Origin of the sequence: Bittarella massiliensis (ex Durand et al. 2017) (assembly GCF_009876955.1) — a bacterium.
Taxonomy (GTDB): Bacteria; Bacillota; Clostridia; order Oscillospirales; family Ruminococcaceae; genus Bittarella; species Bittarella massiliensis.
Genome location: NZ_WWVY01000003.1, coordinates 152,813 through 176,232, shown reverse-complemented (window position 1 = coordinate 176,232; position 23,420 = coordinate 152,813). Strand labels below are relative to the sequence as shown.

Genomic DNA, 23,420 nt, shown 5'->3' with positions numbered 1-23,420 from the left:
TCTTTTGTCTGCACGCAAACACAAGCTTTCCAAGAAGGGAAAAGCCCGCCTGGCGGGGTACACCATCCTCGGCCTGGCGGTCTTGGGGGTTGCCTTTTTGGTGTTTTTGGGCACCAAAGGGGTGCAGTTCCTCTTAGACGACAGCGACAAGCGGCTGGAGTACCAGAAGTTCATCGAGCCGGTGGTCATGCTCGACCCGGTGCCTTTTGACTCCCCCGACCAAGCAAACCCCGACTTTTTGCTGCAGTCGGCGGTCTGGGCGGTGCTGAAAAACGAGGACACCAGCCGCTACGCCACCGACCAGACCGGCGCTGTGCTGCTGCCGGCGGCCGACGTCGACCTCTACGGCGCCAGGCTCTACGGCAGCGACATCAAGCTGGAGCACAAGAGCTTTGGCGACGACACCATGAAATTCCAGTACGACACCGCCACCCAGTGCTACCGGCTGCCCGCCACCGGCCTGATGGGCTACTACACCCCCCTGGTCTCCAAGATGGAGAAGCGAGGGAAGATCATCCGCTTGACGGTGGGCTATGTGGCCGCGGGCAGCAGTTGGACCGGCGACGCCGACGGCAACATCTACCAGCCCGAGGTCGACAAGACCATGATCTACACCCTCTCCAAGACCAGCGACGGCAACTATGTCATCCACTCCATTGCCGAGGCGGCCGAGGATGAGGCGGTCAAGAATGAGCAGAAGAAGGGGAGCAGCAGCGCCTCTTCCAGCGCCCCCGCCGCAGGGGATGGCACCACCCCCGCCCCCGGCACCGAGAACAGCCCCCAGGAGGACACCACCAGCGGGGAGGCGGCAGCCCCTGCCGCTGCCTGACAGAGGAATAGAAGAGCAGGACCCCGATCCGGCGGGCCCTGCTCTTTTTGACAATCAAATATTACAAAATGTATTAAAACATATAATTTATACTTTTAATCGGGAATGGCGAAGAGGCGGCGGGCGTTTTCGTTGGTGACCCGCAGGATCTCCTCCACCTCCACCCCCTTGATTTCGGCCAGCCGGGCGGCGGTGTGGGGGATCATCCGGGAGTCGCAGCGCTTGCCACGCAGGGGCACCGGGGCCATGTAGGGGCAGTCGGTCTCGATGAGGAGCCGCTCCAGGGGCACCTGGGCCGCCGCCTCCACCGGCTTTTTGGCGTTTTTGAAGGTCACCGAGCCGGTGAAGCCGATGTGGTAGCCCAACTTCAGGTACTCGCGGGCGGTCTCGGCCGAGCCGGAGAAGCAGTGGACCACCCCATGGCAGCGGTGGCGGCGGACGATTTCCAGGGTGTCGGCCGACGCCTCCCGGCTGTGGATGATCACCGGCAGGTCCAGCGCCTCGGCCAGGGCCATCTGCTCCTCAAAGACGGCCTTCTGCACCGCCCGGGGGGAGAAGTCGTAGTGGTAGTCCAGCCCGATCTCCCCGATGGCCACCGCCTTTTCGTTTTCCCGGGCGGCGCGTTCCAGGTAGCGCAGGTAGTCGCTCCCCGCCACCTCCTGCGCGGCGTGGGGGTGCACCCCCACACTGCAGTAGAAAAAGGGCCAGCGGCGGGTCAGGGCGAGGGAGCTCTCGCAGGAGGGCAGGTCGCAGGCGGCGTTGAGGACCAGTTCCACCCCGCTGCCGGGCAGGGAGGCAATGAGCTCCTCCCGATCGGGGTCAAAGCGCTCGTCGTCGTAGTGGGCGTGTGAGTCAAAAATCGGTTGCACAGTCGATCCTCCAGACAGTTGTTGCAAGAGAAGGGGGCGGGCCTGTTCGCCCGCCCCCTTTTCGGGTGTGTTTGTTGCTAGCAGACGCTGCTGCCGGGGGCGATGTTGTCGCCCAGCAGGAGCACCTGGATCGAGTCGCCCTTCTCCGCCGAGAGGATCATCCCCTCGCTAATCTCGCCCCGCAGCTTGACCGGTTTGAGGTTGGCAACCACCAGCACCGTCTTGCCGACGAGCTCCTCGGGCCGGTACCACTTGGCGATCCCGGAGACTACCTGGCGGCCCTTGCCGCCGTCGTCCAGCTGGAATTTCAGCAGCTTGTCGCTCCCCTTCACCGGCTGGCAGTCCAGCACCTTGCAGGGCAGCAGCTGTACCTTGCCGAAGTCGTCGATGGTGATGACGCCGGGGACCTTCTCCCCCTTTTCCGCGGCGGGCTTCTCCGCCGGGGCGGCGGCCTGTTTGGCCTTCTGCTCGGCCTCGAGGGCGGCCAGCTCCTTTTTGGCGTCGATGCGGGGGAAGAGGGTCTCGCCCTTGTGCACCTGCACCTCGGCGGGCAGGGCCCCAAAGACGCCGGCCTTGTCGTAGCTGGTCTCGGCCTCGCCCGCGCCGATCTGGGCGAAGATCTTCTCCACCGTCTGGGGCATGAAGGGGGTCAGCAGCTGGGCACAGATGCGGATGCACTCCAGGAGGTTGTACATGACGGTGGCCAGCCGGTCCCGGTTGGCCTCGTCCTTGCAGAGAACCCAGGGGGCGGTTTCGTCGATGTATTTGTTGGTGCGGCTGACCACCTTGAAGACCTCGATCAGGGCCGACTGAAAGGCGTACTGCTCCATCTGCTCCTCGTAGACGGCCTTCAGGCCGGTGGCCAGGGAGATGAGTTCGTCGTCCAGCGGGTCGGCCTGCCGCCCGGCGGGCAGCTTGCCGCCGAAGTACTTCTCGACCATGGCCACGGTGCGGCTGACCAGGTTGCCCAGGTCGTTGGCCAGGTCGGCGTTGATGCGGCTGATGAGCAGCTCGTTGGTGAAGTTGCCGTCCGAGCCGAAGGGGAATTCCCGCATCAAGAAGTAGCGCAGGGCGTCGACCCCGTAGCGGTTGCAGAGGATCTCTGGGTCCACCACGTTGCCGAAGGACTTGCTCATCTTTCCGCCGTCGATGAGCAGCCAGCCGTGGCCGTACACCTTTTTGGGCAGGGGCAGGTCCAGCGCCATCAGCATGGCCGGCCAGATGATGGTGTGAAAGCGGGTGATCTCCTTGCCCACAAACTGCACGTCGGCGGGCCAGTACTTGTCAAAGTCGTGGTATCTGTCGTTGCCGTAGCCCAGGGCGGTGATGTAGTTGGAGAGGGCGTCGATCCAGACGTAGACCACGTGTTTGGGGTCAAAGTCCACCGGGACGCCCCAGCTGAAGGTGGTGCGGGAGACACAGGTGTCCTCCAGCCCGGGTTTTATAAAGTTGTTGACCATCTCGTTGAGGCGGGACTCGGGGGAGATGAAGTCGGGGTGTTCCTCGTAGTATTTCACCAGCCGGTCGGCGTATTTGGACAGCTTGAAGAAGTAGGCCTCCTCCTCGGCGTCCACCACCTCCCGGCCGCAGTCGGGGCACTTGCCGTCCACCAGCTGGCTCTCGGTCCAGAAGGACTCGCAGGGGGTGCAGTACTTGCCTTTGTAGACCGACTTGTAGATGTCGCCCTGCTCGTAGAGCTTGCGGAAGATCTTCTGCACCGACTCCACGTGGTAGTCGTCGGTGGTGCGGATGAAGCGGTCGTTGGAGATGTTCATCAGCTTCCACAGGTCCTGGATCCCGGCGACGATCTCGTCCACATACTGCTGAGGGGTGACCCCGGCGGCCTTGGCCTTCTGCTCGATTTTCAGGCCGTGCTCGTCGGTGCCGGTCAAAAACATCACATCAAACCCCTGCATTCGCTTGTACCGCGCCATGACATCGGTGGCGACGGTGCAGTAGCTGTGTCCGATATGCAGTTTGTCGGACGGGTAGTAGATGGGCGTTGTAATATAAAATGTGTTCTTCTGACTCATTTTATATCCTCCTTTAGATGTGTGATGGATTTGATGTGTGTCTAATTTGTTATTATAGCAGAATTTGGGCGGGCAAGAAAGGTGTATTGGGCAGAAAAAGCGCGGCAATTTGCAAATGGAGGCAGATTGCAGGATCTCCCCGGGGGTGATATGATGGAAAAAACGAGCGAGGAGGGGAATGCCGTGCGGCACATCCTCATTGACACCGACACCGGCTCCGACGACGCGGTGGCCATCGTCATGGCCCTGCACTGCCCGGGGGTCCGGGTCGAGGCGATCACCGCCGTGGCGGGCAACGTCCCGCTGGAACAGGCCGGGCGCAACGCCCGCATCGCCGTGGAGTGGGCGGGTCCGGCCCGGCCGCCGGTCCACCTGGGCTGCGGCGGGCCGATGCTGCGGGAGCTGACCTACGCCTACGAGACCCACGGCCGCGACGGGATGGGGGACATCGGCATCCCCGACCCGCAGATGCCCCTGGCCGCCGGTCACGGGGCCAACGTCATCATCGAACTGGCCCGGCGCTTTGCCGGGGAATTGGAGATCGTGGCCCTGGGGCCGCTGACCAACCTGGCCCTGGCCCTGCTGCGGGAGCCGCGGGTGGCCGGCTGGGTCAAACAGCTGACGGTGATGGGCTCGGCCGGCTTCGGCCCGGGCAACGTCACCCCCACGGCCGAGTTCAACATCTGGGCCGATCCCGAGGCCTGTGCCGTGGTGCTGCGCGCGGGCATCCCCCAGCTCTACGCCGGGTGGGACCTCTGCTGCGGCGAGGCCGTCCTCACCGAGGAGGAGATCGAGAAGGTGCTGGCGGAGGGCAGCCCCTGCGCCCAGCTGTGCCTCCGCTGCAACCGCTGCCTGATGGAGCTCAACACCCGCCGCTTCGGCTCCCCCTGTTTGGACATGGCCGACCCGGTGGCCATGGCGGTGGCCCTCTGGCCGGAACTCGTCAAGGAGAGTCTGCCCTGTTTTTCCTATGTCAACACCGGCGAGGGGCTGGACAGGGGCCAATTGGTGTTCGACTGGACCGGCGCTGCCGGGCGCTCCGCCAACGCCGCGGTGGTGCGCGTCATCCACATCCCCGCCATGAAGCGGCAACTGTTGGAGGCCATCGGGTGAAAGGGGACAGGCGGGACTGTCGGGGGCGGCCGGAACGGCTGGTCTCGGCCCTGTGAAGGGTGGCCTGCGATAGGCGGGGGTGCCGGGAAAATGGCCGCTCCATTTTTTCCTATGTCAACACTGGCGAGGGGTTGGACAGGGGCTGGCCGGTGTTCGACTGGCCCGCCAACGCCGCGGTGGTGCGCGCCATCCACATCTCCGCCGTGAAGCGGCGGCTGTTGGAGGCCATCGGGTGAAAGGGGTCAGGCGGGACTGTCAGGGACAGCCGGAACGGCCGTTCTCGGGCCTGTGAAGGGTGGCCGGGCGGCGGGCGGCGGGGGGCTGGCCCTCCCCTGGCGGTTGGAAGAGGGCCATAGGCTTTGGGAGGACGGCAGACGGAGGCAGCGGGCTTGCCCGATTGCTTGGAGTAAAGTGGGGAAGAACGGCTGTCAAAGGGCGCTTTTTGCCCCCTTTCGTTACAAGCTGGCCCTGCCATAGGGGGCAAATGGCAAAATCGCCGTGCGCCGAAAAGGGCACCGGCTGGGCGGGGCGCACCCCGCTCCGCTGCAGATGAACTGGGCCCGGCTGCGGCCGGGTGCCGCGACAAATGGATAGAGGGAGGAAATTGGCCGTGGAATGGGAGATCCGCACTGCACTGAAGGGGATCGTGCGCCGGGGGGAGAGGGTACTCGTCCTCCGCCGCTCGGACGGCGATGAGATCGGGCCGGGGACCTGGGAGTTCCCCGGCGGCAAGATCCGTTTTGGAGAGGAGCTGGAGGAGGCCCTTCTGCGGGAGATCGAGGAGGAGAGCGGCCTGGCTGTCGAGCCGGGAGAGCTGCTCTACGCCACCACCTTCCACCCGGCCCCCCACCGGCAGATCGTGCTGCTCAGCTACGCCTGCTACTGGGCGGGGGGTGAGGTGACCCTGTCGGAGGAGCACCAGGAGGCCCGCTGGGCCACCCGGGAGGAGATGGGGGAGTTGCTGCCCACCTCCATCCTGGCCGATCTGGAGCGCTGGGACGTCTGGGACCGGCTGGGGCTGGCCTGAATTGTGAGAAGGGATAAAAGCGCAAGGGGCGTGGGATTTCATTTTGCATGCTATTTTGCGGTTTTTGGAAAGGCTGGAGGGGAGATTGTACACGCTGTATCTCCCGCTTCGATAAAGGGGCAAAGGGCAGGGCGGCCTGTCCTCTTGCCCCTTTTTTGATGGCCGGGCGGGGGCCAAATCGCCCTGTCCCCCACGGCAGTGGCGGAAAAATAGAGCAAAAACGGTAAAAGATTGGGTAAATTGGAATATATTTGTTGCAATTCTTTACAGAGAGCGTTATACTATTAACAAATTAAGGCGTAGCTTTTCATTCGCGGATGAAATTGAGAAAAGAGCACGATTTTTTGGCAGGTCTGTCTAAGACAGACTTGCTTTTTTTGTACACAAAATTAAAAAAAGCAGATGAACGAAAAAGCACACCTTTCAAACCAAAAATTTGAATTGAGGAGTTGAATCTGCCATGAAGATGCAAAAGCGGTTGCTCTGCATCGCGCTGGCTCTGGTTTTGGCGGTGGGCAACCTGCCTGTCGCCCTGGCGGAGGGAGAGCCGTCGGTCACCTTCACCATCGGCATCGAGCCGGGCTATGCAAACGAGGTACAGCAGGGCGAGAGTGGGTATCAAAACGGCTACCACACCTACACCTTCCCCCAGTTGGAGGTGACCCAGCCGGGCAACCAACCCATCAAGAGCGTGGTGGTGCAGTTCTCGCGGGCCATCCAGTCCGGGGACGCCATCCAGGCGGCAAACCCCGCGGCGGCGGGGATCACCTCGGTGAGCGCCGGGGGCTGGGTGACCAACTGCGTTCTCACCAGCGCCAGCGGGTTGAGCGCCCAGCAGTGGCAGGATTACCTGCGCCAGAACCTGCAGGTGCGCTTGACCAATACCTCCAACGTGGTGCGCAGCCTTCGCTTTTCGGTGAGTGTGGAGCAGCTCGACAGCGTCTACCACTACAACGAGGACAACGGCCACTACTACCTGGCCGTGCCCACCGCTGTCAACTGGCCCACCGCCTATCAGCTGGCCTCCCAGCAGAGCTACCTGGGGCGGCAGGGGTATCTGGTGACCATCACCTCCCAGGCCGAGCACGACTTTGTCTACTCCCTGATCGGCACCAACTGTTGGACCGGCGCCACCTGCCTGGACGACTACACCGGCCACCCGGGCAGTTATGGGTCTGCCAAAGCGGACTACTACTGGGTCACCGGGCCGGAGGCCGGGCAGTTGATGTGGTCGGGTGCGTATAAGCAGACGACCCCCAACAACCCGGAGAGCTCGAAGATGTACACCAACTGGTCCACCGGCGAGCCCAACAATGCAAGTGGCGAACAGTGCATGCACTTTTACTCCACCGTACAGGGGCAGTGGAACGACTTCTCTCAAAACACCAACTGCGCCTATGTGGTGGAGTTCGGCGGGTTGGAGGGGGACAGCGAGGGGGTCACCGACACCTCCAGCACCACCGATATGGCCCTGGATATGACCGGCAAGACCCTGGGGGTCAACTGCTCCGACATCACCTACGGCGGCGCGGTCGTCCCCAGCACCAACGTCAACGGCAAGCCCTTTGAGGAAGAGGTACATTACACCTATTATAAAAAGCAGCCGGACGGCAGCTTTGTTAAGGTCGAGGGGACGCCTAGCGACGCCGGCACCTACAAGGTGGAGGTGACCAAGCCGGACGACGCCACCTACACCGGCTCCAGCAAGACCTTCACCATCTACCCCAAGGCGATCACCGCCGCTGATTTGGGCATCTCCCCCACCGTCAAGCCCTATGACGGCACCAACCAGTTCTTGGGGTCGGTGAGCATCGCCTCCGCCGTGGCGGGGGATGAGCTGTCCATCCAGTTTGACAGCAGTTCGGGCTACAACTCGCCCGAGGTGGCGGACGCCGACACCATCACCCTCAGCGGCCTGACCCTGGCCGGGGCGGACGCGGGCAACTACACCCTGGAGCCCGACCGCCTGGAGGTGGCCGGCTCCATCACCCCGCGGGAGGTGTGGGTGGGCCCCACCGCCGACCCGAGCGAGAAAAAGGTGGGGGAGGCCATCCCCCGCTACGGGGTGCAGTGGCTGCAAAAGCCGAGCGCCCGCGCCGCCGCGGCGGACCCCTTTGCCCGCCCGGTGAGCGACCTGGGCACCCCCTCCTTTACCTGCCAGAACAGCGCCGGGGTGGAGTTGAGCGAGACCAGCCCGGCCGGCACCTACTACCTCTGCGTGGTGGGATTCACCGACGGGAACGCCGTCTGGCAAAACCCCAACTACCAGGTGCACCTGGTCAACCCAGCCACCGTGGTGGTCACCCAGGACCAGGGCGGATACCAAATCACCGGCGAGCGCAAGAACAACAGCGGCTGGTTCACCGGCCCGGTGACCGCCGCCCCCACCGATGAGAGCGACTACCGGCAGATCGCCGACCTGCTGGCGGGGAGCCCCGCCGCTTGGGGGAGCGAGTGGGTCGTCACGGGAGACGGTGTCCACCGGCTGCAGTTGCAGCTGAAAAAAGAGGACACCGGCGCGGTGACCGAACCGGCCGACGAGGTGGTGAAGATCGACGCCACCGCCCCCGTGCTGGACGGGGAGCGGGACATCTCGGCCGCCTACCGGGATGGGAAGGACCATCCGGCCCTGCCCCCCATGGGCGGATTTGAGCGGGTGTACAACACTCCCATCGATTTATCGGTGCGCGCCGCCGACGCCACCAGCGGGCTGGCCTCCATCCAGTACGCGCTGCATCCCACCGCCGACCCGGCGGAGGTCTACACCCCCACCGCGCAGGAGTGGCGCAGCGACCTGACCCCTGACGGAGATGGAAAGATCGCCATCCCCTTTACCAGCGACTTTCGGGGGATCGTCTACCTGAAGGCGGTGGATGTGACCGGGAATGAGACGGTCGTGGCCTGCCCGCTGCTCGTCGACCTGACCCCGCCGGCGGTTTCGGGGGTACAGGACGGCGGCGTCTACTACGTGAAAAAGGACCTGCAGGTGAGCGATTTCAATTTGCAGCAGGTCATCGTCATCCAGGACGGGATGATCGTCCACCAGGCGACGGCTGGCCAGGGCCAGGAGCAGGTCGACCTGACCCTGCCCAGCGGCGGGGAGCCGGCGGACTACACCGTTTTGGCCTACGACAAGGCCGGGCATGTGACCGAGTACAAGGTGTCCACCCGCCCCATCGGCGAGATCCCTGCCCCCATCGAGGACGTGACCCCCGACACCGTCACCGGGGACGACCGGGAGGACATCGAGTCGGTCAAGGAGAAGGCCGAAGAGGTGAAAAACGACCCTGACGCCAGCGAGGAGCAGAAGGAGGAACTGCAGGAGATCATCGACCGCTGTGACGAACTGCTGGACAAACTGGATGAGGTGAAGGAGAAGATCGAGGAGGTCAAGAGACCGGACGGGGGCAGCGAGCCCCTGGACCCCGGTACGGTGGACAAGGACAACAAAGATGACGCCCAGCAGGTGGTGGACAAGATCGAGGACCTGCTGGACGGGGAGGACAGCCACCTGACCGAGGAGGAGCGAAAGGACCTGGAGGACCTGCGCGACCAACTGGAAGACGCCATCGACCAGGTGGAAGAGGTGGAGCAGTTGGAGGAGGACCTCCGCCGACTGCCGGAGGACCTGCGCGACGCCACCGCAGAGGAGCAGCGGGACATCCTGGACCGGTACAGCCAACTCAGCGAGCGCCAAAAGGAGATGATGGACCCGGCCCTGCGGGAGAGGGTGGAGGCCCTGTCGGTGTACACCGGCGACGCCACTGCCCCCCTGGGGTGGGGACTGCTGGCGGCCCTGGGCGCCCTGGTGCTGACGGCCGCGGGCAAGCGCCGCCGCGAGGGGTAGGGCAAAGGGCCTGAAGAGGGCGCTTTGCGGATGGGCAGATAAATAGAGAGGGGGCCCGGCCAAATCGACTGGGCCCCCTCTCTCTGTTCTTTCCCCGGGGATGGGGGTGGCGTTTTCCCGGGGGTGCGGGAGGGTCGCTGGAAAGGCGCTGCCACCCGCCTTTTCCCCCTGGGAGGCGGCGCCGGAGGGACGCCTGCTCTCACAAGTGGTCTACTGCCGGGCGGGGGAACGGCGCTCCCGGACGGCGGTCTCACACCAGCGGGCCATGGCCTCCCGCACGGCGGGGATGTCCGACTCGTCGCAGAGGAGGGAGAGCTGGTCCCCCTGCAAGAGGAGGGTGGCCCCGCCGGGCACCAGCTCCCGCTCCCCCCGGCGGACCGAGACCACCAGGCTGCCGGCAGGCCAGTCGATCTGGCTGAGGGTGCGGCCGCAGGCGGGGGAGCCCATGCAGACCGGGGCCTCCACCAGCACCTTTTCGCCGGTGGGCTCCAGGGGGCGGCCACGGCTTTTGAGCAGCCGCTCCAACAGCTCGTCGTAGACCGGCTTGCACCCCAGCAGGTCGGCGGTGGCGTAGGCCACCAGGGAGACCAGGGAGAGGGTGAGCATGTGGGTGAAGCTGCCGGTCATCTCGCTGATGAGGAGGATGCCGGTCACCGGCGCGCGGACGATGGCGGCAAAGTACCCGGCCATCCCCAGGATGACGAAGTTGTCCACCATCTCGGGGGCCAGCCCCAGCGAGGGGGCCAACCCGGCGAAGAAGCCCGCCCCCACCAGGGAGCCCAACACCAGCAGCGGCAGGAAGATGCCCCCCGGCACCCCTGCGCCGAAGCTGGCCATGGAGAAGAGGAATTTGCAGCCGAAGAGGAGGGCCACCGCCCCCAGGGTGGCGGTGGGGTCGATCCCCTCCACCAGGGCGTGGCCGCCCCCCAGCAGTTGGGGGGCCACAAAGGCCAGCACCCCGGCCAGCAAAAAGGGGATCAGGGTGCGCAGATAGGCCGGGCGGACGTGGGCGTAGAGGTCCTGCGCCAGGGAGGTGCAGCGGTTGTAGAGCACCCCCAGCAGCCCCAGGGCGACGCCCAGCAGGGCCACCGCCCAGTAGTGGCGGATGGGGAGCATCTGCCGCACCGACAGGTCGAAGACCGGCTTCAGGCCGAAGATGTTTTTGGACAGGAAGTCGGCGGTGATAGAGGCGGACATGGCCGGCAGCAGCACGTCCAGCGAGAAGTTCTTGTGCACCTCCTCCAGGGAGAAGAGGACCCCGGCGAAGGGGGCGTTGAAGGCCGCGGCCAGCCCGGCGGAAGCGCCGCAGGTCATCAGCAGCTTCTCCTCGGTGCGGATGCGGGCGGTCAGCCGGGAAAAGCCCTTGCCCGCCATGGCCCCCAGCTGGATGGAGGGCCCTTCCCGCCCCAGGGAGAGGCCGGCCCCCAGGCTGAGGAGTCCGCCGGCAAACTTGCACAGCAGCACCCGCCACCAGCGCTGGTGCACCTGGCCCACCATCTCCCCCTCCACCTGGGGGATGCCCGAGCCGGAGATGTAGGGCTCCCACCGCAGCAGGAGGGTCACCAGCCCCGCCGCCCCGGCCAGGGCCAAAAACCAGAGGGCCACCGCCCAGCCGCCCCGCTCTCTGCAAAAGGCGATGGCCTGGCCTCGCAGGCCGTCGGCCCCCTGGATGGCCAGCCGGAAGAGGACGGCCACCAGCCCGGCAATGGCGCCCACGGCGAGCCCCTCCAGCACCAGGGAGTACCGGTACCCCCGCACCCGTTTGACCGTCTTGGCGACGGCGCTTTCCCCTTGTTCTGACATTGCAGTTTCCCCCTCTGTTCTTCTTTTGCCGCAAAAAGGCCGCGTTCCCCGGCGGGGGGCCTCCCCACCGGCTCGCGGCCGGACGATTTCCGCTTTTTAGTATACTGCGCCGCCGCGCCAAAGAAAAGGGAAAGAGGCGGTCAAAACGACGAAATATGGACAGGATCTGGACCCATTCTCGGGCAGTTTCCCCGCCGCCCCCCGCCGCGCTTGTGTGGGGCGGGAAAATCCCGTATAATGGGAGCGAGAAAAAGGACGCCCCGCGCGCGGGGGAAAGGAAGGGACCGACATTGTCAAAATACCGCTTTGTCCTGCTGGATGCCGACAACACCCTGCTGGATTTCGACCGGGCCGAGGAGATCGCCCTGCAGACCGCCTTTGCGCGGTGGGAGGTGCCCCTGACAGAGGCCGTTCGGGCGCGCTATCAGGTCATCAACAGCCGGCTGTGGGAGCAATTTGAGCGGGGGGAGGTCAGCAAGGAGAAACTCCAGTCCCAGCGCTTCGACGAGCTCTTCGCCGAGCTGGGGCTGCCCCACTCGGGGGCGGACTTCAACCGCACCTATATGGACGCCCTGGGGGAACAGGGCTGCTCGATCCCCGGGGCGGCCGACGTCTGCCGCCGGCTGGCCCAGCTCTGCCCCCTCTACCTGGTGACCAACGGGGTCAGCCGCACCCAGCACCGCCGGTTGCAGGGCAGCGACATCACCCCCTACATCGCCGACGTCTTTGTCTCCGAGGACACCGGCTACCAAAAGCCCCAGAAAGAGTACTTTGACTATGTGGCCGCCCACATCCCCGGCTTTGACCGGGCGGCGGCCCTGCTGGTGGGGGACTCCCTCACCTCCGACATGATGGGGGGGCAGAACGCCGGCATCGACACCTGCTGGTACAACCCCGGGGGCAAGCCCAACGCCCTGGGGGTGCCCATCACCTACGAGATCGCCCGCCTCGAGGAGCTGCCCGCCCTTGTGGCCGGGGCGTGAGCAGCGGGATGGAGACGCCGATCGAAGAGGGGCGCTACGCCCTGTTCTTGCAGCTTTTGGACGCCCTGGACGAGGGCTGCCGGCTGATGGAGGTGTACGACGCCATGCCCCACCGCTACGGCGGCGAGACCCTCTACCAGGCCGAGAGCCACACCATCGCCCTCATCGGCCGCAGCCCGGGCATCACCGTCACCGACCTGGCGGCAAGGCTGCAAAAGACCCCCAGCGCCTGCTCGCAGATGGTGCGCCGGTTGCGGGAGAAGGGCTGGGTGACCCAGGCCAAGAACGCCCGCAACAACCGGGAACAGAACCTGGGCCTCACCGAGCACGGCTGGGTCATCTTTGAAAACCACGAGCGCTTTGACAGGGAGTGCCACCAGCGGAGCTGCCGCAACCTGGCGGGCTTTAGCGACGAGGAGCTGCGGACCTATCTGGCGGTGCAGGAACACCTCAACGCCTCCTTCCGTCAGGATGTGGAAAGAAGCCGCCGGGATTTTAGCGAAATCCCCGAAAAATGAGTTTTGCCCCCGGGCCGATTGACAAACCCTCCCGGCGGCGATAGGATGGAAACAGAGAATGCTTAAGCAGCTTAAATGTTGCCGGCGCCGGGCCTCTCCCCACTCGGGATGGGGGCGGGTCCGGCCCGGCGGCCAAAAAAGGAGACGTGTGCGATGAGACAGTACGATCTGGACCAGCTCGTTGACCGCAAGGGCACCTTTAGCTCCAAGTGGGAGTTTATGCCCGGCGACGACCAGTCCGCCCTCCCCCTCTGGGTGGCGGACATGGACTTCCCCTGCGCCGACCCCATCATCGACGCGCTGCACAAGCGCATCGACCGCAAGATCTTCGGCTACACCGTGTACAACAACCCCACCTATAAAGAGGCGGTCACCGGCTGGTACAAGCGCCGCCACGGGTGGGACGTCAAGGCCGAGGACATCTTCTTCTCCCCCGGCGTGGTGCCCGCCATCTGCTACCTGATCCAGGCCCTGTCGGAGGAGGGGGACGGCATCGTCATCCAGCGCCCGGTCTACTACCCTTTCACCAACAGCATCCTCGGCAACGGCCGCAAGGTGGTCAACAACCCTCTGATTTACCGGGACGGCCGCTACACCATGGACTACGAGGACCTGGACAAAAAGCTGGCCGACCCCGGCGTCAAGGGGATGATCCTCTGCAGCCCCCACAACCCGGTGGGCCGGGTCTGGACCTTGGACGAGCTGAAAAAGGTGGTGGAGATCGCCAAGAAGTACGACAAGTGGATCATCTCCGACGAGATCCACTTCGATCTGGTGCGGGAAGGGGTCACCCACATCCCCCTGCTCAAGGCCTGCCCCGAGTACAAGGACCGGATCATCGTCTGCACCGCCCCCAGCAAGACCTTCAACCTGGCGGGGATGCAGCTGTCCAACATCGTCATCGAAAACCCCGAGTACCAGGAGAAGTGGCTGCACACCATCGGCGACAAGAACTCGGTGGGCTTTGCCAACCCTTTCGGCATCACCGCTATGATCGCCGCCTACAACGAGAGCGAGGACTGGCTCAACCAGGTCAACGCCTACATCGACGGCAACATCGCCTTCTGCAAAGAGTTTGTGGCCGAGCGGCTGCCCAAGGCCACCATGGTCGACTGCGAGGGCACCTACCTGGTCTGGCTGGACCTGCGGGAGTACTGCAAGGACAAGGAGGAGCTGGAGGAGATGATGCTCCGCCGGGCCAAGGTCGCCCTGGACGAGGGCTACATGTTCGGCGAAGAGGGCATCGGCTTTGAGCGCATCAACGTGGCCTGCCCCCGCTCCATCGTCAAGGAGTGCATGGAGCGGATGGCCCAGGTGCTGGAAGGCAAATAGAAAGAGCGAGCGCCTCTGCGCGGCGGGAGCCGGGCGGCCGGAGTTTTTCGGCCCCCGGCTCTCTTTTTGCGCCCTTTCTTGCGGCGCGAGCGGCGGACGGGGGGGCGAAACCGGTGCCCTGCCCACCGCCTGCCCCGGCTGCGTTGACAAAGGCTGCTTGCCGGGGGATAATGGGGAAAATGAGAGAGGAGGGGCCCTTTGTGGAGAGACCGCCCTTTGCATTGAATCGCTGGCAACCCCGGGACTACCGGGCCTTTGTGGCCTACCTGCGGGAGCGGGCCGCGCCGGGCTATCAGGCCTTTAACGCCCGCATCGTGAACGACCCCCAGTGCCCCCTGCTGGGGGTGCGGATGCCGGTGCTGCAGGCCTGTGCCCGCGCCGTCGCGCGGGGGGACTGGCGGGGGTTTCTCGCCCTCTCTCGAGACGACAGCCACGAGGAGGGGATGGTGGCCGCCCTGGTGGCGGGCCGCGCCTCCTCCCTGCCCTGGCCCGAGGGGGCCCCGGCGGTGGAGGGGTACATCCCCCGGGTGCACAACTGGTCCCTCTGCGACAGCTTCTGCACCGCCTGCAAGGGGTTGGCCGGCCAGCCGGCGTACACCTGGTCCCTCTGCCAGAGGCTGGTGCAGGACGGGAGCGCCCCCTGGGAGAAGCGGGTGGGGCTGGTGCTGGCCATGACCTACCTGCTGTGGGGGGACTGGGCCCCGCTAGCGGTGGAGCTGGCGGCCGCGGCCCCTGCGGGGGAATACTATGTGGACATGGCCCGGGCCTGGCTCCTCTGCACCGCCTGGCCCCGCTTCCCCGCGCTGGTGGAAGCCCTGCTCGCCGAAGGGCGGCTGGACGACTTCACCCACAACAAAACCCTCTCCAAGTTGCGCGACTCCCGCCTGGTAGCGCCGGAGGAGAAGACGCGGCTGTGCGCCCTGCGGCGGGGGAAGGGGGCGGGGAGATGAGGGAGATCACCCGGGCGGAGGCGGTGGCCCGGCGGCTGGCCGCCCACCACCTGACTGCGCCGCTTTGCGGGCCGGGGGCGGTGGAGCAGGCCCTCCCCCTGGGGGTGCAGGACAGCCCACCGGGGATGGGGGAGGCCGCCCTCTTCTGCCGGGTGGGGGATCTGGCCCCCGGCTGGGTGGAGGAGGCGGTGGCCTCCGGCGCGCTCTGCCGCTGCTGGAGTTTTCGCGGCGCGCCCTACCTTTTCCCCGCGGTCCAGCGGGGTCTCTTTCTCGGCGCGCTCTGCGCCCAGGAGGGGGAGGAGTGGATCTACGCCTACCCCGGCTTTGCCCCGGTGGCCGCGCGGCTGGGGCTGGGGGCGGACCGGCTGTTGCCCCTGCTCTGCCAGGCGGCGGAGGAGCTGCCCGCCCCGGTGACCGGCAAGGCCGAACTGGACCGGCAGTTGGCGGACCGGATCGCCCCCCGCCTGCCCGCAGGGGTGAGGGAGGGGTGGGAGGGCCCCTCCCTCTACGGGCCGGACCAGCGGCTGGGGGAGGCGGCGGTCTCCTTTTTGCTGCGGGCCTGCGCCCTGCAGGGGCACCTGGTGCTGGGCCCCCGCCAGGGGCGCTCCCCCCTCTTCTGGCCGGGGAACTGGGGGCGGGAGCGGCTGGCCCCCGCCGACCCCGCCCTCTTGGGCGCGCCGGGCCAGCGGGAGTTGGCGCGCCGCTTTCTCGCCCTCTACGGCCCGGCCACCGAGGGGGAGTTTGCCGCCTTTTTGGGCTGCTGCCCCCGGCAGGGCAGGCGGCTTTGGGCCCTGGCCGAAGAGGTGGGGGAGCCGGTCACCTTTTTGGGACGCCCGGCCTTGGCCCTGGCGGAGGGGGACTGCCCCGCCACCCCGCGGGGGGTGCAGCTGCTGCCCCCCTACGACCCCTACCTCTATGGGGGGCGCCGCTGGCTCTGTGAAGAGGGGCTGGCGGGACAGCTCTGGAAGACGGTGGGCAACCCCGGGGCCCTGCTGCGGGATGGCATTGCCGTGGGCTGGTGGCGGGGCAAGACCTCGGGCAGGAACTGGTCGGTCCGGCTGATGGGGTCGCCCCTCTCCCCCGGGGAGAGGGAGGCGGCCGTCGCCTGGTTGGAGCGGTACGCCACCTTTCGCGGGCTGCGGCTGAAGGCGGTGGCGTGGCCCGAGTAGGGCGAAAAGAAAATCCGGGGCGGGAAACAACGGCTGTTTCCCGCCCCGGATTTGTTGTTTGGGGGAGAGGGGCGCTCACTCCTCCCCCTGTTCCCGCCGCCGCTCCATCCCCCGCCGGATGAGACTGAGCCCGGCGATGTAGAAGAAGAAGACCCCCATCACCAGTGGCTGGATCGAGATGGAGAGGAGGCCGTCCTCGACAAAGGCGACCCGCCCGGCGGCCCAGGAGAAGAGGAACTCTCCCCCAAAAAGGGCGCCGAGAGCCAGATAGACCCAGGAGAGCCAACTGCCGCTGCGCCCGAAATAGGCGTTTTTGCAGATGGCCAGGGTGAGGAAGTAGAGGGCCGGCAGCACGATGAGGAGGAGGGCCTCCATCATCGGTTCGGCCCACTCGCCCCAGCCGGTGCGGACGATGCCGTCGGCCAGGATGAGAACGAGGGTCAAGAGGAGGGTCTGCATGGCGATTTTTTGCCGCTGTTGCAGCTGGTACTCGTCGTACTCCCGCTGGTTCACTGCTCTCCCCCCTCTTCTTCGGCCTGGGCCCGCTTCCACTGGATGCGGTAAATCAGGGCCTGCACCCCCAAAAACAGGACCATCAACAGGGTGGCGCCGCCGTCGAGCCGGCCGTTTTCGGTGAGGGTGAAGTTGCCCCAGATGGCGTCGCAGGTGAAATAGACCAGCGCCACCAGCACAAAGACAGGGATGACGTAGTAGAATATGCGGTGGTAGCCGGGGTGCCTGGGCAGCACCTGGCGCAGGGCGCAGAGACAGTCGAAGAGGGACTGGCCCCCCACCACGATCAAAAAGGCGGAGTGCTGGGGGCTGGTCCAGTCAAGGCCCGCCTCCCGCACCAGGCCGTCGGCCAGCACGGCGAGAAAGACGGCGATCAGCGTCTGCATGCCGATGCGGTCCCGCTCCCGCAGCTGCCGCTCGTCGTACTGCCCTTCACAGAGAAACATTTTGCTCATTGTCCTTCCTCCCAAAACAGTTGGTCCAATGTCTGCCCCAGCGCCCGGCAGATGGCGCGGCAGAGGTTGATGGTGGGGTTGTAGTCCCCCTTTTCAATGGCGACGATGGTCTGCCGGGTGACCCCCACCTTTTCCGCCAGGTCTTTTTGCGACAGCCCCAGCATGGCGCGTGCCGCCTTGAGCTTCACGTTTTTCCCCATCTGCTCACCTCTTTTCTCTGCCACCAATATATAACTTACCGGACATAAAGTCAAATATATTTTACTAAAAGAAAATTATTTTATGCTTCTTTATACAGAAAAATGGCCCATATCATTTTGTGTGACATGGGCCATTTTACATACTTCTACAACTGTATCAGCTTTTGGGAAAATCCTTTTGAAAGAAGAGAGAATTTCCTTGACAACGAACTTCTACAGTGTAATCCTTATACTCACCACCGGGATAGCCTACTCGAAAAGAAAAGCGTGCACCAGATAATTCAGCATCGCGCCCACCAACAATAGTTGGCCAAAAATCACAAGTAAGAGTTGGGTTTTTTCCACTGCGAGCTGTCACCTGTGCATATTTTTCAACTCGTTCTCCTGTTACAGAATCAATGCCTCGTTGAACAACAGTCAGTTCTTTGTTCCATAAAAAAATCTGTTTACCGTGCAGAGAGCAGGAGCAATTTGCGAAAAGAAGAGTGTAAAACTTTCCTTTAGAATCAGTATCTTCCTGATATCCTATTTTAACTTCTGCCATGACAGTGCCGTTTTCAAAAGTATCATTTGTTGATTTTTCCTTGTTGGACACCGAAACCGGGATGGAAATTGTGCTTGTAGATGATGTCAGTTGACCTGTGGCAGATAGCTTCCCATTTTCAAACACAAGGATTTCACCCATTTCTCTCTCCTGGCGGGTTATAGGAATGAACAGAAAGCTCAAAGATAGGATGAGAGCAATAAACGGGAAACGAGAAAATTGATTCATTTATCATCCTCCATGGAACGATAAGCGGGCAAACAATAACGAATCAGAATAGCAGTATCCCAATATGTCGTTAGAACTCAATATTCCCAATAATCCTAAGGTTTATTTCGCAATCCTGATAGCCGCTTGAAGTTCCAACTCTAAAGTTAAAACGAGCACCAGACAAATACGTAGGACCTGCCTTAACAATAGCTGGCCATGATGAACACGAAGTATAAGTATAGGACGTACCAGTAACTGTTATATTAGAGGTTTTATCGACTATGGGGCCTCCATCTATGCCAACCCCCCGGTGGGTAACCTGTAAATACTTATTCCAGACAGAGTATCCTGATTTGTCGATCCTATATTCACATTTTACGGAAACAAGTCTATATGCTTCATTTCCTCTGCTGTCTGTTGAAACATTATAGCTAATTTTAACTTGTGCCCATACAGCAGAATTATAGAACCAATCCGAATTATCTTTTACACCAGAATCCCGCGGTGTTACCCCAATTAAAACTGTCTGCTCTCTATTTTCAATGCCACTGGATGTATAAGGTTGTATCTCTGCTGGTTTGTCACTGACAAATCGTTCGATTAGCATTTCTTCCCCATCAAGAGTCACACTCTGCTCTTCTACTTTAGTAGCTTGAGACAGAGAAGAGGCTATTTCGTCATATGTCAATGGATTTAACTCATAGGATTCGTGGTTTTCAGCAAAAACAGTTAAAGTATTGGCAAAGACAAAAGCCGCCATTAAAATAATGGAAAAAAGATTTTTTTTCATAATACTATCTCTCCTTATGTACCTAAGGATTTAGAGGGTCGACATTAAGTTGGCTTGAATAGTCGGCATAATCAGAACCTCGTCCAACTCGGAAAGAGAAGGTTTCTCCCAAAACGCTCGATGAGGTGAAAACGACTTGGGGCCAAGAAGCACAGGAATTTGTGTTGTAGGATGAGCCTGTTACAGCTACAGTTGACCTTTTCTGAACGGGATAGCCATCTAACCCTGGCCCTATCTGCCCAAAAGTTAGACTTTTATTCCATACAGATACGCCGACTTCCTCTATTTTATACTCACAACTAACGAATATTAGTCCACCAGCTTGGTTACCAGAACTAAGTGTAGAAAAATTATATCTAATAAAAAGTCGAACCCACACACTTGAAGAATAATAATAGTGCTCTTCCGAATTTCCAGTCGAGCTTTTAGGAGCTATTGATAACAGCATTGCACGCTCGCGTATTTGGTCAGAGTTGCGAGAACTATTAGTATCAACAATTTTGTCAGAAACGAACTGTCTAATAACCATTTCTTCGCCATCAAGTAGAATTACTTTATCTTCTCCAACTTGTTCAGATTCTGAAAGTGTGTCTTGAATTTCCTGATAGGTAAGAGTATTGGCAAAGTCAGTATTAACTTCAGCAGAAACAGACAAGCAAGGCCCAAATATTAAGGAAGTGGCACATAATAAACATAAAAATTTTTTTAACATCATTAGCAACTCCTTTAGAAGTTCATCTAAACTTTTTTCAGATACGCTGCTAATGCATTGGTATCACCCACTCCTTATAATTTACTATTATTAGTATATCATATAAAAAAATAATGTAAACGTATTTAAAAAATATTAGATATATTGACATATAAAAAACTTGGTTTTGTATAATATTTCCAAAATAAATTTTTTGATTTATCGCGAATACAAAAATTTATTATTAAGATGTTAACTAGTATTTTTTAAATGACAAATAACTTATAGGAGACTAGCTCTTGTAAAGTTTGTAGAGTTAAAAAAGATAATATCGTCCAAACAGCCAATGGACAAGCCCTCCCCAATATAGGAAAATAGAACCAAACGGGGGGAGAGCCGATGAGAAAGAGAAAGAACGCCAATTTAGAGGCGATCGAGCCCGAGATCATCGCCATGCGCAAGGAGGGGATGACCCGGCAGGAGATCGCTGACTTTTTCGGCCTGGACCTGGACCAGATCCGCTGGTGGGTGACCCGGTACAACCGCAAGCAGGCGCGGCTGGCGGCCGGAGAGGTGCTTCGCCCCAAGGGGAGGCCGCGAAAGGAGAAAACCCCCTGAAGAGCGGATTTTGACAGCGAGAGAGCGGCGCGTCCCCACGCAGGGGCGCGCCGCTCTTTTACACGGTGGGGGAGGATCCCCCTATTTGCCGATCATGATGTTGAGGATCTCCACGTCGGTGGATTTCATCCCCACCCGGCCCATCCGGCCGATGGCCTGCACCGTCTCCTCCGGGGTGCTCATCACCAGCCCCTCTCCGGCGCCAAAGGTGCGGTTTTGCAGGGACATGCAGTGGCTGAGGATGGCCGCGTCCACCGCCGAGGCGATCTTGGCCGCACAGGAGGGCTTGGCCCCGTCGCAGACCACCCCCGACACGTCGGCCAGGGTGTTGACCACCGTGCGGCAGATGGCCTCGAAATCGCCGCCGCAGAGGTAGGTGATGGCGGCCCCGGAGGCGGCCGCGGCAGAGACCGCCCCGCAGTAGGCGCTGAGTTTGCCCAGCCCCTTTTTCTGGTAGATGGCGATCAGGTTGGAGAGGACCAGGGCCCGGTAGGCCTTTTCCTCGCTGACGCCCAGCTCCTGGGCATAGGCCAGCACCGGCAGGCAGACGGTCATCCCCTGGTTGCCGCTGCCGGAGTTGGTGACCACCGGCAGGGCGCAGCCGCTCATCCGCGCGTCGCTGCCGGCGGCGGCCCAGGCGCGGGCCCGGATCTTGACGTCGTCGCCGTACTCGCTGAGCAGGGTGCGCCCCACCTGGGCGCCGTAGGGGTGGGAGAGCCCCTCTTTGGCGATGGCGTAGTTGTATTCGATCTGGCGGGAGATCACCTTGCGCACGTCGTCCAGGTCCACCGTCTCGGCAAAGATGTAGATGTCGGCCAGGTCCAACAGCTCATAGGCCTCGCTCAGGTGGTCTTCCACCGGGGTGTCGGCGCCGCCCACCAGCACCTCGCCGTCGCGCTCGACCCGGACGATGTTGGTGTGGGAATAGCAGATCTCCACCACCGAGGTGTGCTCCCCCGCGGTGACCTCGACGATGATCTGCAGGTTGGAGACCCCCTCCAGCAGCTCGGTCTCGCAGATGCCGGCGTCCAGCAGCTCTCTGGCCCGCTGCAGGTCGGCGGGGGTGACGGCGGTCAGCACCTCCAGCCCCCGCTCGGGGTCGCCCCCCACCGCGCCCAGCACGGCGCTGGTGTCGATCCCCTTGAGGCCGCCGGAGTTGGGGACCACCACCCCCTTGACATTTTTGATGATGTTGCCGCTGCAGGAGACCACCATCTTCTGGGGCTCCTCCCCCAGCACCTGGCGGGCCTTGGCGGCGGCCAGGGCGATGGCAATGGGCTCGGTGCAGCCCAGGGCGGGTACCAGTTCCCCCTCTAAAATGGCGATGTACTGCTCGTAGATGTTGCGGTTCACGATCGGCGTCCCCCTCTATTCGCGCGCCGGCGGGGCCGGCGGCTTGTCTTTGTCTCCATTATACTCCTTTTTTCAGCGGGAGACTATCCCCCTTTTGCGCGGGTAAAACTGCCGGTTGAAAGGGGGGAGCGGTTGTATTACAATAAAATGATACGGCCGGTTTACACCGATCGCAAGAAAGTTGAAAGAAAGGCGGGCGGCAGGATGAATACCATATTACAGACACTCAAACAGGAGATGATCGACCGCGGCTACAAGTGCGTGGCCGGGAAGGGGGAAGGGGTGCTCTTCTCCTCCCACAAAAACGGGATCGCCCCCCTACTGGACCTCTACGAGGCCAAGCTGGGCGGCGAGGGCGGCCTCTGCATCTGCGACCGGGTCTTTGGCAAGGCGGCGGTCTTTGTGGCCTATCTCTGCGGCGCGAGGGACTGCTACGCCTTTGTGGCCAGCCGCCCCGCCCTGGACCTGGCCGCCGAGCTGGGGATGCGGCTGGACTGCGAGACCGAAGTCCCCTTCATCGAAAACCGGGACAAAACCGGCCAGTGCCCCATCGAAAACTCGGTGATGGACTGCCACACCCCCGAGGAGGCGCTGGCGGCCATCCGCCGCCGGTTGGCCGCGCTGCGGGGGTAGGAGGTGGCGCAGGGTCTCTGAAATTTGTGTGAAAAACCCATTTTTCCCCTTGCCAGAGGGGGGCGGTTTCTGGTATTTTAGAGCAAGCTGCAATTTTAAAACGTATGAGAGGGATGCCCATGTCTGTCGATCTCGTTCCGGCCGTCGCCTATCCTGCCCGCCCGACCCTGCCGTCCGGCCAAGCGCCGGCGGGCAGACGCCATATCTATTTGGTGTTCACCCACACCGGCACCCGCTTTTCCAAGGTGCTGAAGATGGTCACCCGGGGGGAGTACACCCACGTCTCCATCGCCATGGACGCCAGCTTGGACCGCCTCTACTCCTTTGGCCGCAACAGCATCAAGGAGCGCCCCTGGGAGGCCGGCTTTGTCTGTGAGCAGAAGGACGGCGGCGTCTACCGGGAGTTGCCCGGCACCCGCTGCATCGTCTACCAACTGGAGGTGAGCGAGGAGCAGTACCGCCGCGCGCAGGGGATCATCGACCTCTTTTTGCGCCACCAGTCGGTCTTTAAATACAACTATCCCGGGCTGTTTTTTATGTCCATCGGCTGGGCCAAGCAGTGCAAGCGCCGGTTCGTCTGTTCTCAGTTTGTGGCCTATGTCCTCGAAAACAGCGGCACCATGCGCTTTCACAAAGATTTCAGCCTGATGCGCCCGACCGATTTGAAGGGCCTTCTCTACGCCCCGGTCTACACCGGCATGCTGCGCAGCTATTCGGCGGCCCATGCCCTGTAACGGGCCCCTCCCGAACAGAAGATTTCAGACGGCCGCAGGGCCGTTTTTTTGTTGCCCTTTTTCCCGGTGTTCCGAAAAGCCCACTTCTTTGCGCTGCTGTGTTGACGCGCTGCTGCAAGAAAGTGAATTTGCACAATGATTTTTTTGAGCAGATGGTGATTTTTATGAGAGGGTGACAGTATTTTTTCGGTTTTTTTACTAATGTG

General features: G+C 62.1%; 23 protein-coding genes. 13 read left to right on the top strand and 10 right to left on the bottom strand.

Features of this window, described 5'->3' with window-relative positions; translation table 11 throughout:
* The first annotated feature begins 4 nt into the window (after positions 1 to 4).
* Positions 5 to 829 carry a hypothetical protein gene (locus tag GT748_RS04685; RefSeq protein WP_021657939.1) on the top strand — a complete coding sequence of 275 codons (825 nt, stop codon included), beginning with the start codon at positions 5 to 7 and terminating at the stop codon, positions 827 to 829.
* A 95-nt stretch (positions 830 to 924) separates the two neighbouring features.
* Here GT748_RS04685 and GT748_RS04680 read toward each other — a convergent pair whose 3' ends face one another.
* Both GT748_RS04680 and metG read right to left on the bottom strand, forming a co-directional pair.
* Positions 925 to 1,698 (bottom strand): TatD family hydrolase, encoded by a 774-nt coding sequence (locus tag GT748_RS04680; RefSeq protein ID WP_021657940.1) that lies wholly within the window; start codon positions 1,696 to 1,698, stop codon positions 925 to 927.
* A gap of 77 nt (positions 1,699 to 1,775) precedes the next feature.
* Entirely contained in the window at positions 1,776 to 3,731 is a 1,956-nt protein-coding gene (gene metG, locus GT748_RS04675) for a methionine--tRNA ligase (protein WP_161213347.1), read from the bottom strand.
* A 153-nt stretch (positions 3,732 to 3,884) separates the two neighbouring features.
* Here metG and GT748_RS04670 point away from each other — a divergent pair, with 153 nt between their 5' ends.
* The 4 genes from GT748_RS04670 to GT748_RS04655 all read left to right on the top strand — a co-directional run bounded on the left by GT748_RS04670 (position 3,885) and on the right by GT748_RS04655 (position 9,718).
* Positions 3,885 to 4,844: a nucleoside hydrolase gene (locus tag GT748_RS04670; RefSeq protein ID WP_161213348.1), complete on the top strand. Its 960-nt coding sequence runs from the start codon at positions 3,885 to 3,887 to the stop codon at positions 4,842 to 4,844.
* Between the two features lie 59 nt (positions 4,845 to 4,903).
* Positions 4,904 to 5,080 carry a hypothetical protein gene (locus tag GT748_RS04665; protein WP_161213349.1) on the top strand — a complete coding sequence of 59 codons (177 nt, stop codon included), beginning with the start codon at positions 4,904 to 4,906 and terminating at the stop codon, positions 5,078 to 5,080.
* Between the two features lie 374 nt (positions 5,081 to 5,454).
* On the top strand, positions 5,455 to 5,871 hold the full coding sequence (locus tag GT748_RS04660) for an NUDIX domain-containing protein (RefSeq protein WP_207637591.1): 417 nt from the start codon (positions 5,455 to 5,457) through the stop codon (positions 5,869 to 5,871).
* Positions 5,872 to 6,331: 460 nt separating this feature from the next.
* Entirely contained in the window at positions 6,332 to 9,718 is a 3,387-nt protein-coding gene (locus GT748_RS04655) for a YDG domain-containing protein (RefSeq protein ID WP_021657947.1), read from the top strand.
* A gap of 210 nt (positions 9,719 to 9,928) precedes the next feature.
* On the opposite strand, the gene GT748_RS04650 is transcribed toward GT748_RS04655, so the two are convergent.
* A complete protein-coding gene (locus tag GT748_RS04650) occupies positions 9,929 to 11,521 on the bottom strand; it encodes a ClC family H(+)/Cl(-) exchange transporter (protein WP_021657948.1) in 1,593 nt (530 codons plus the stop codon).
* A 290-nt stretch (positions 11,522 to 11,811) separates the two neighbouring features.
* Here GT748_RS04650 and GT748_RS04645 point away from each other — a divergent pair, with 290 nt between their 5' ends.
* The 5 genes from GT748_RS04645 (at position 11,812) to GT748_RS04625 (ending at position 16,473) form a co-directional block, all read left to right on the top strand.
* Positions 11,812 to 12,504, top strand: a complete 693-nt coding sequence (locus GT748_RS04645) for a YjjG family noncanonical pyrimidine nucleotidase (RefSeq protein WP_044991706.1) — start codon at positions 11,812 to 11,814, stop codon at positions 12,502 to 12,504.
* 8 nt (positions 12,505 to 12,512) lie between these two features.
* Positions 12,513 to 13,022, top strand: a complete 510-nt coding sequence (locus GT748_RS04640) for a MarR family winged helix-turn-helix transcriptional regulator (RefSeq protein WP_021657950.1) — start codon at positions 12,513 to 12,515, stop codon at positions 13,020 to 13,022.
* 153 nt (positions 13,023 to 13,175) lie between these two features.
* Positions 13,176 to 14,354, top strand: a complete 1,179-nt coding sequence (locus GT748_RS04635; RefSeq protein ID WP_044991708.1) for a MalY/PatB family protein — start codon at positions 13,176 to 13,178, stop codon at positions 14,352 to 14,354.
* Between the two features lie 200 nt (positions 14,355 to 14,554).
* Positions 14,555 to 15,304: a DNA alkylation repair protein gene (locus tag GT748_RS04630; RefSeq protein WP_161213350.1), complete on the top strand. Its 750-nt coding sequence runs from the start codon at positions 14,555 to 14,557 to the stop codon at positions 15,302 to 15,304.
* On the top strand, positions 15,301 to 16,473 hold the full coding sequence (locus tag GT748_RS04625) for a DNA glycosylase AlkZ-like family protein (protein WP_143161600.1): 1,173 nt from the start codon (positions 15,301 to 15,303) through the stop codon (positions 16,471 to 16,473). Before GT748_RS04630 ends, GT748_RS04625 begins: the two co-directional genes overlap by 4 nt.
* A gap of 75 nt (positions 16,474 to 16,548) precedes the next feature.
* On the opposite strand, the gene GT748_RS04620 is transcribed toward GT748_RS04625, so the two are convergent.
* The 6 genes from GT748_RS04620 to GT748_RS04595 form a co-directional block, all read right to left on the bottom strand.
* Positions 16,549 to 16,986, bottom strand: coding sequence for a hypothetical protein (locus GT748_RS04620; RefSeq protein ID WP_021657954.1), 438 nt, complete (start codon positions 16,984 to 16,986; stop codon positions 16,549 to 16,551).
* Positions 16,983 to 17,441 carry a hypothetical protein gene (locus GT748_RS04615; RefSeq protein WP_021657955.1) on the bottom strand — a complete coding sequence of 153 codons (459 nt, stop codon included), beginning with the start codon at positions 17,439 to 17,441 and terminating at the stop codon, positions 16,983 to 16,985. Before GT748_RS04615 ends, GT748_RS04620 begins: the two co-directional genes overlap by 4 nt.
* Positions 17,438 to 17,641: a helix-turn-helix transcriptional regulator gene (locus GT748_RS04610; protein ID WP_021657956.1), complete on the bottom strand. Its 204-nt coding sequence runs from the start codon at positions 17,639 to 17,641 to the stop codon at positions 17,438 to 17,440. Before GT748_RS04610 ends, GT748_RS04615 begins: the two co-directional genes overlap by 4 nt.
* Positions 17,642 to 17,798: 157 nt before the next feature.
* Positions 17,799 to 18,413, bottom strand: coding sequence for a hypothetical protein (locus GT748_RS04605; protein WP_021657957.1), 615 nt, complete (start codon positions 18,411 to 18,413; stop codon positions 17,799 to 17,801).
* A 70-nt stretch (positions 18,414 to 18,483) separates the two neighbouring features.
* Positions 18,484 to 19,185 (bottom strand): hypothetical protein, encoded by a 702-nt coding sequence (locus tag GT748_RS04600; protein WP_143161601.1) that lies wholly within the window; start codon positions 19,183 to 19,185, stop codon positions 18,484 to 18,486.
* Positions 19,186 to 19,207: 22 nt separating this feature from the next.
* A complete protein-coding gene (locus tag GT748_RS04595) occupies positions 19,208 to 19,897 on the bottom strand; it encodes a hypothetical protein (protein ID WP_143161602.1) in 690 nt (229 codons plus the stop codon).
* 378 nt (positions 19,898 to 20,275) lie between these two features.
* On the opposite strand from GT748_RS04595, the gene GT748_RS04590 reads away from it, so the two are divergent.
* Positions 20,276 to 20,494, top strand: coding sequence for a helix-turn-helix domain-containing protein (locus tag GT748_RS04590; RefSeq protein ID WP_021657959.1), 219 nt, complete (start codon positions 20,276 to 20,278; stop codon positions 20,492 to 20,494).
* Between the two features lie 81 nt (positions 20,495 to 20,575).
* Here the strand turns inward: GT748_RS04590 and GT748_RS04585 are convergent, their stop codons facing one another.
* Entirely contained in the window at positions 20,576 to 21,847 is a 1,272-nt protein-coding gene (locus tag GT748_RS04585; protein ID WP_021657960.1) for an L-cysteine desulfidase family protein, read from the bottom strand.
* Between the two features lie 204 nt (positions 21,848 to 22,051).
* Here GT748_RS04585 and GT748_RS04580 point away from each other — a divergent pair, with 204 nt between their 5' ends.
* Positions 22,052 to 22,480 carry a DUF1893 domain-containing protein gene (locus tag GT748_RS04580; protein WP_052537564.1) on the top strand — a complete coding sequence of 143 codons (429 nt, stop codon included), beginning with the start codon at positions 22,052 to 22,054 and terminating at the stop codon, positions 22,478 to 22,480.
* Positions 22,481 to 22,599: 119 nt separating this feature from the next.
* On the top strand, positions 22,600 to 23,214 hold the full coding sequence (locus tag GT748_RS04575; protein WP_143161603.1) for a hypothetical protein: 615 nt from the start codon (positions 22,600 to 22,602) through the stop codon (positions 23,212 to 23,214).
* Positions 23,215 to 23,420 lie beyond the last annotated feature (206 nt).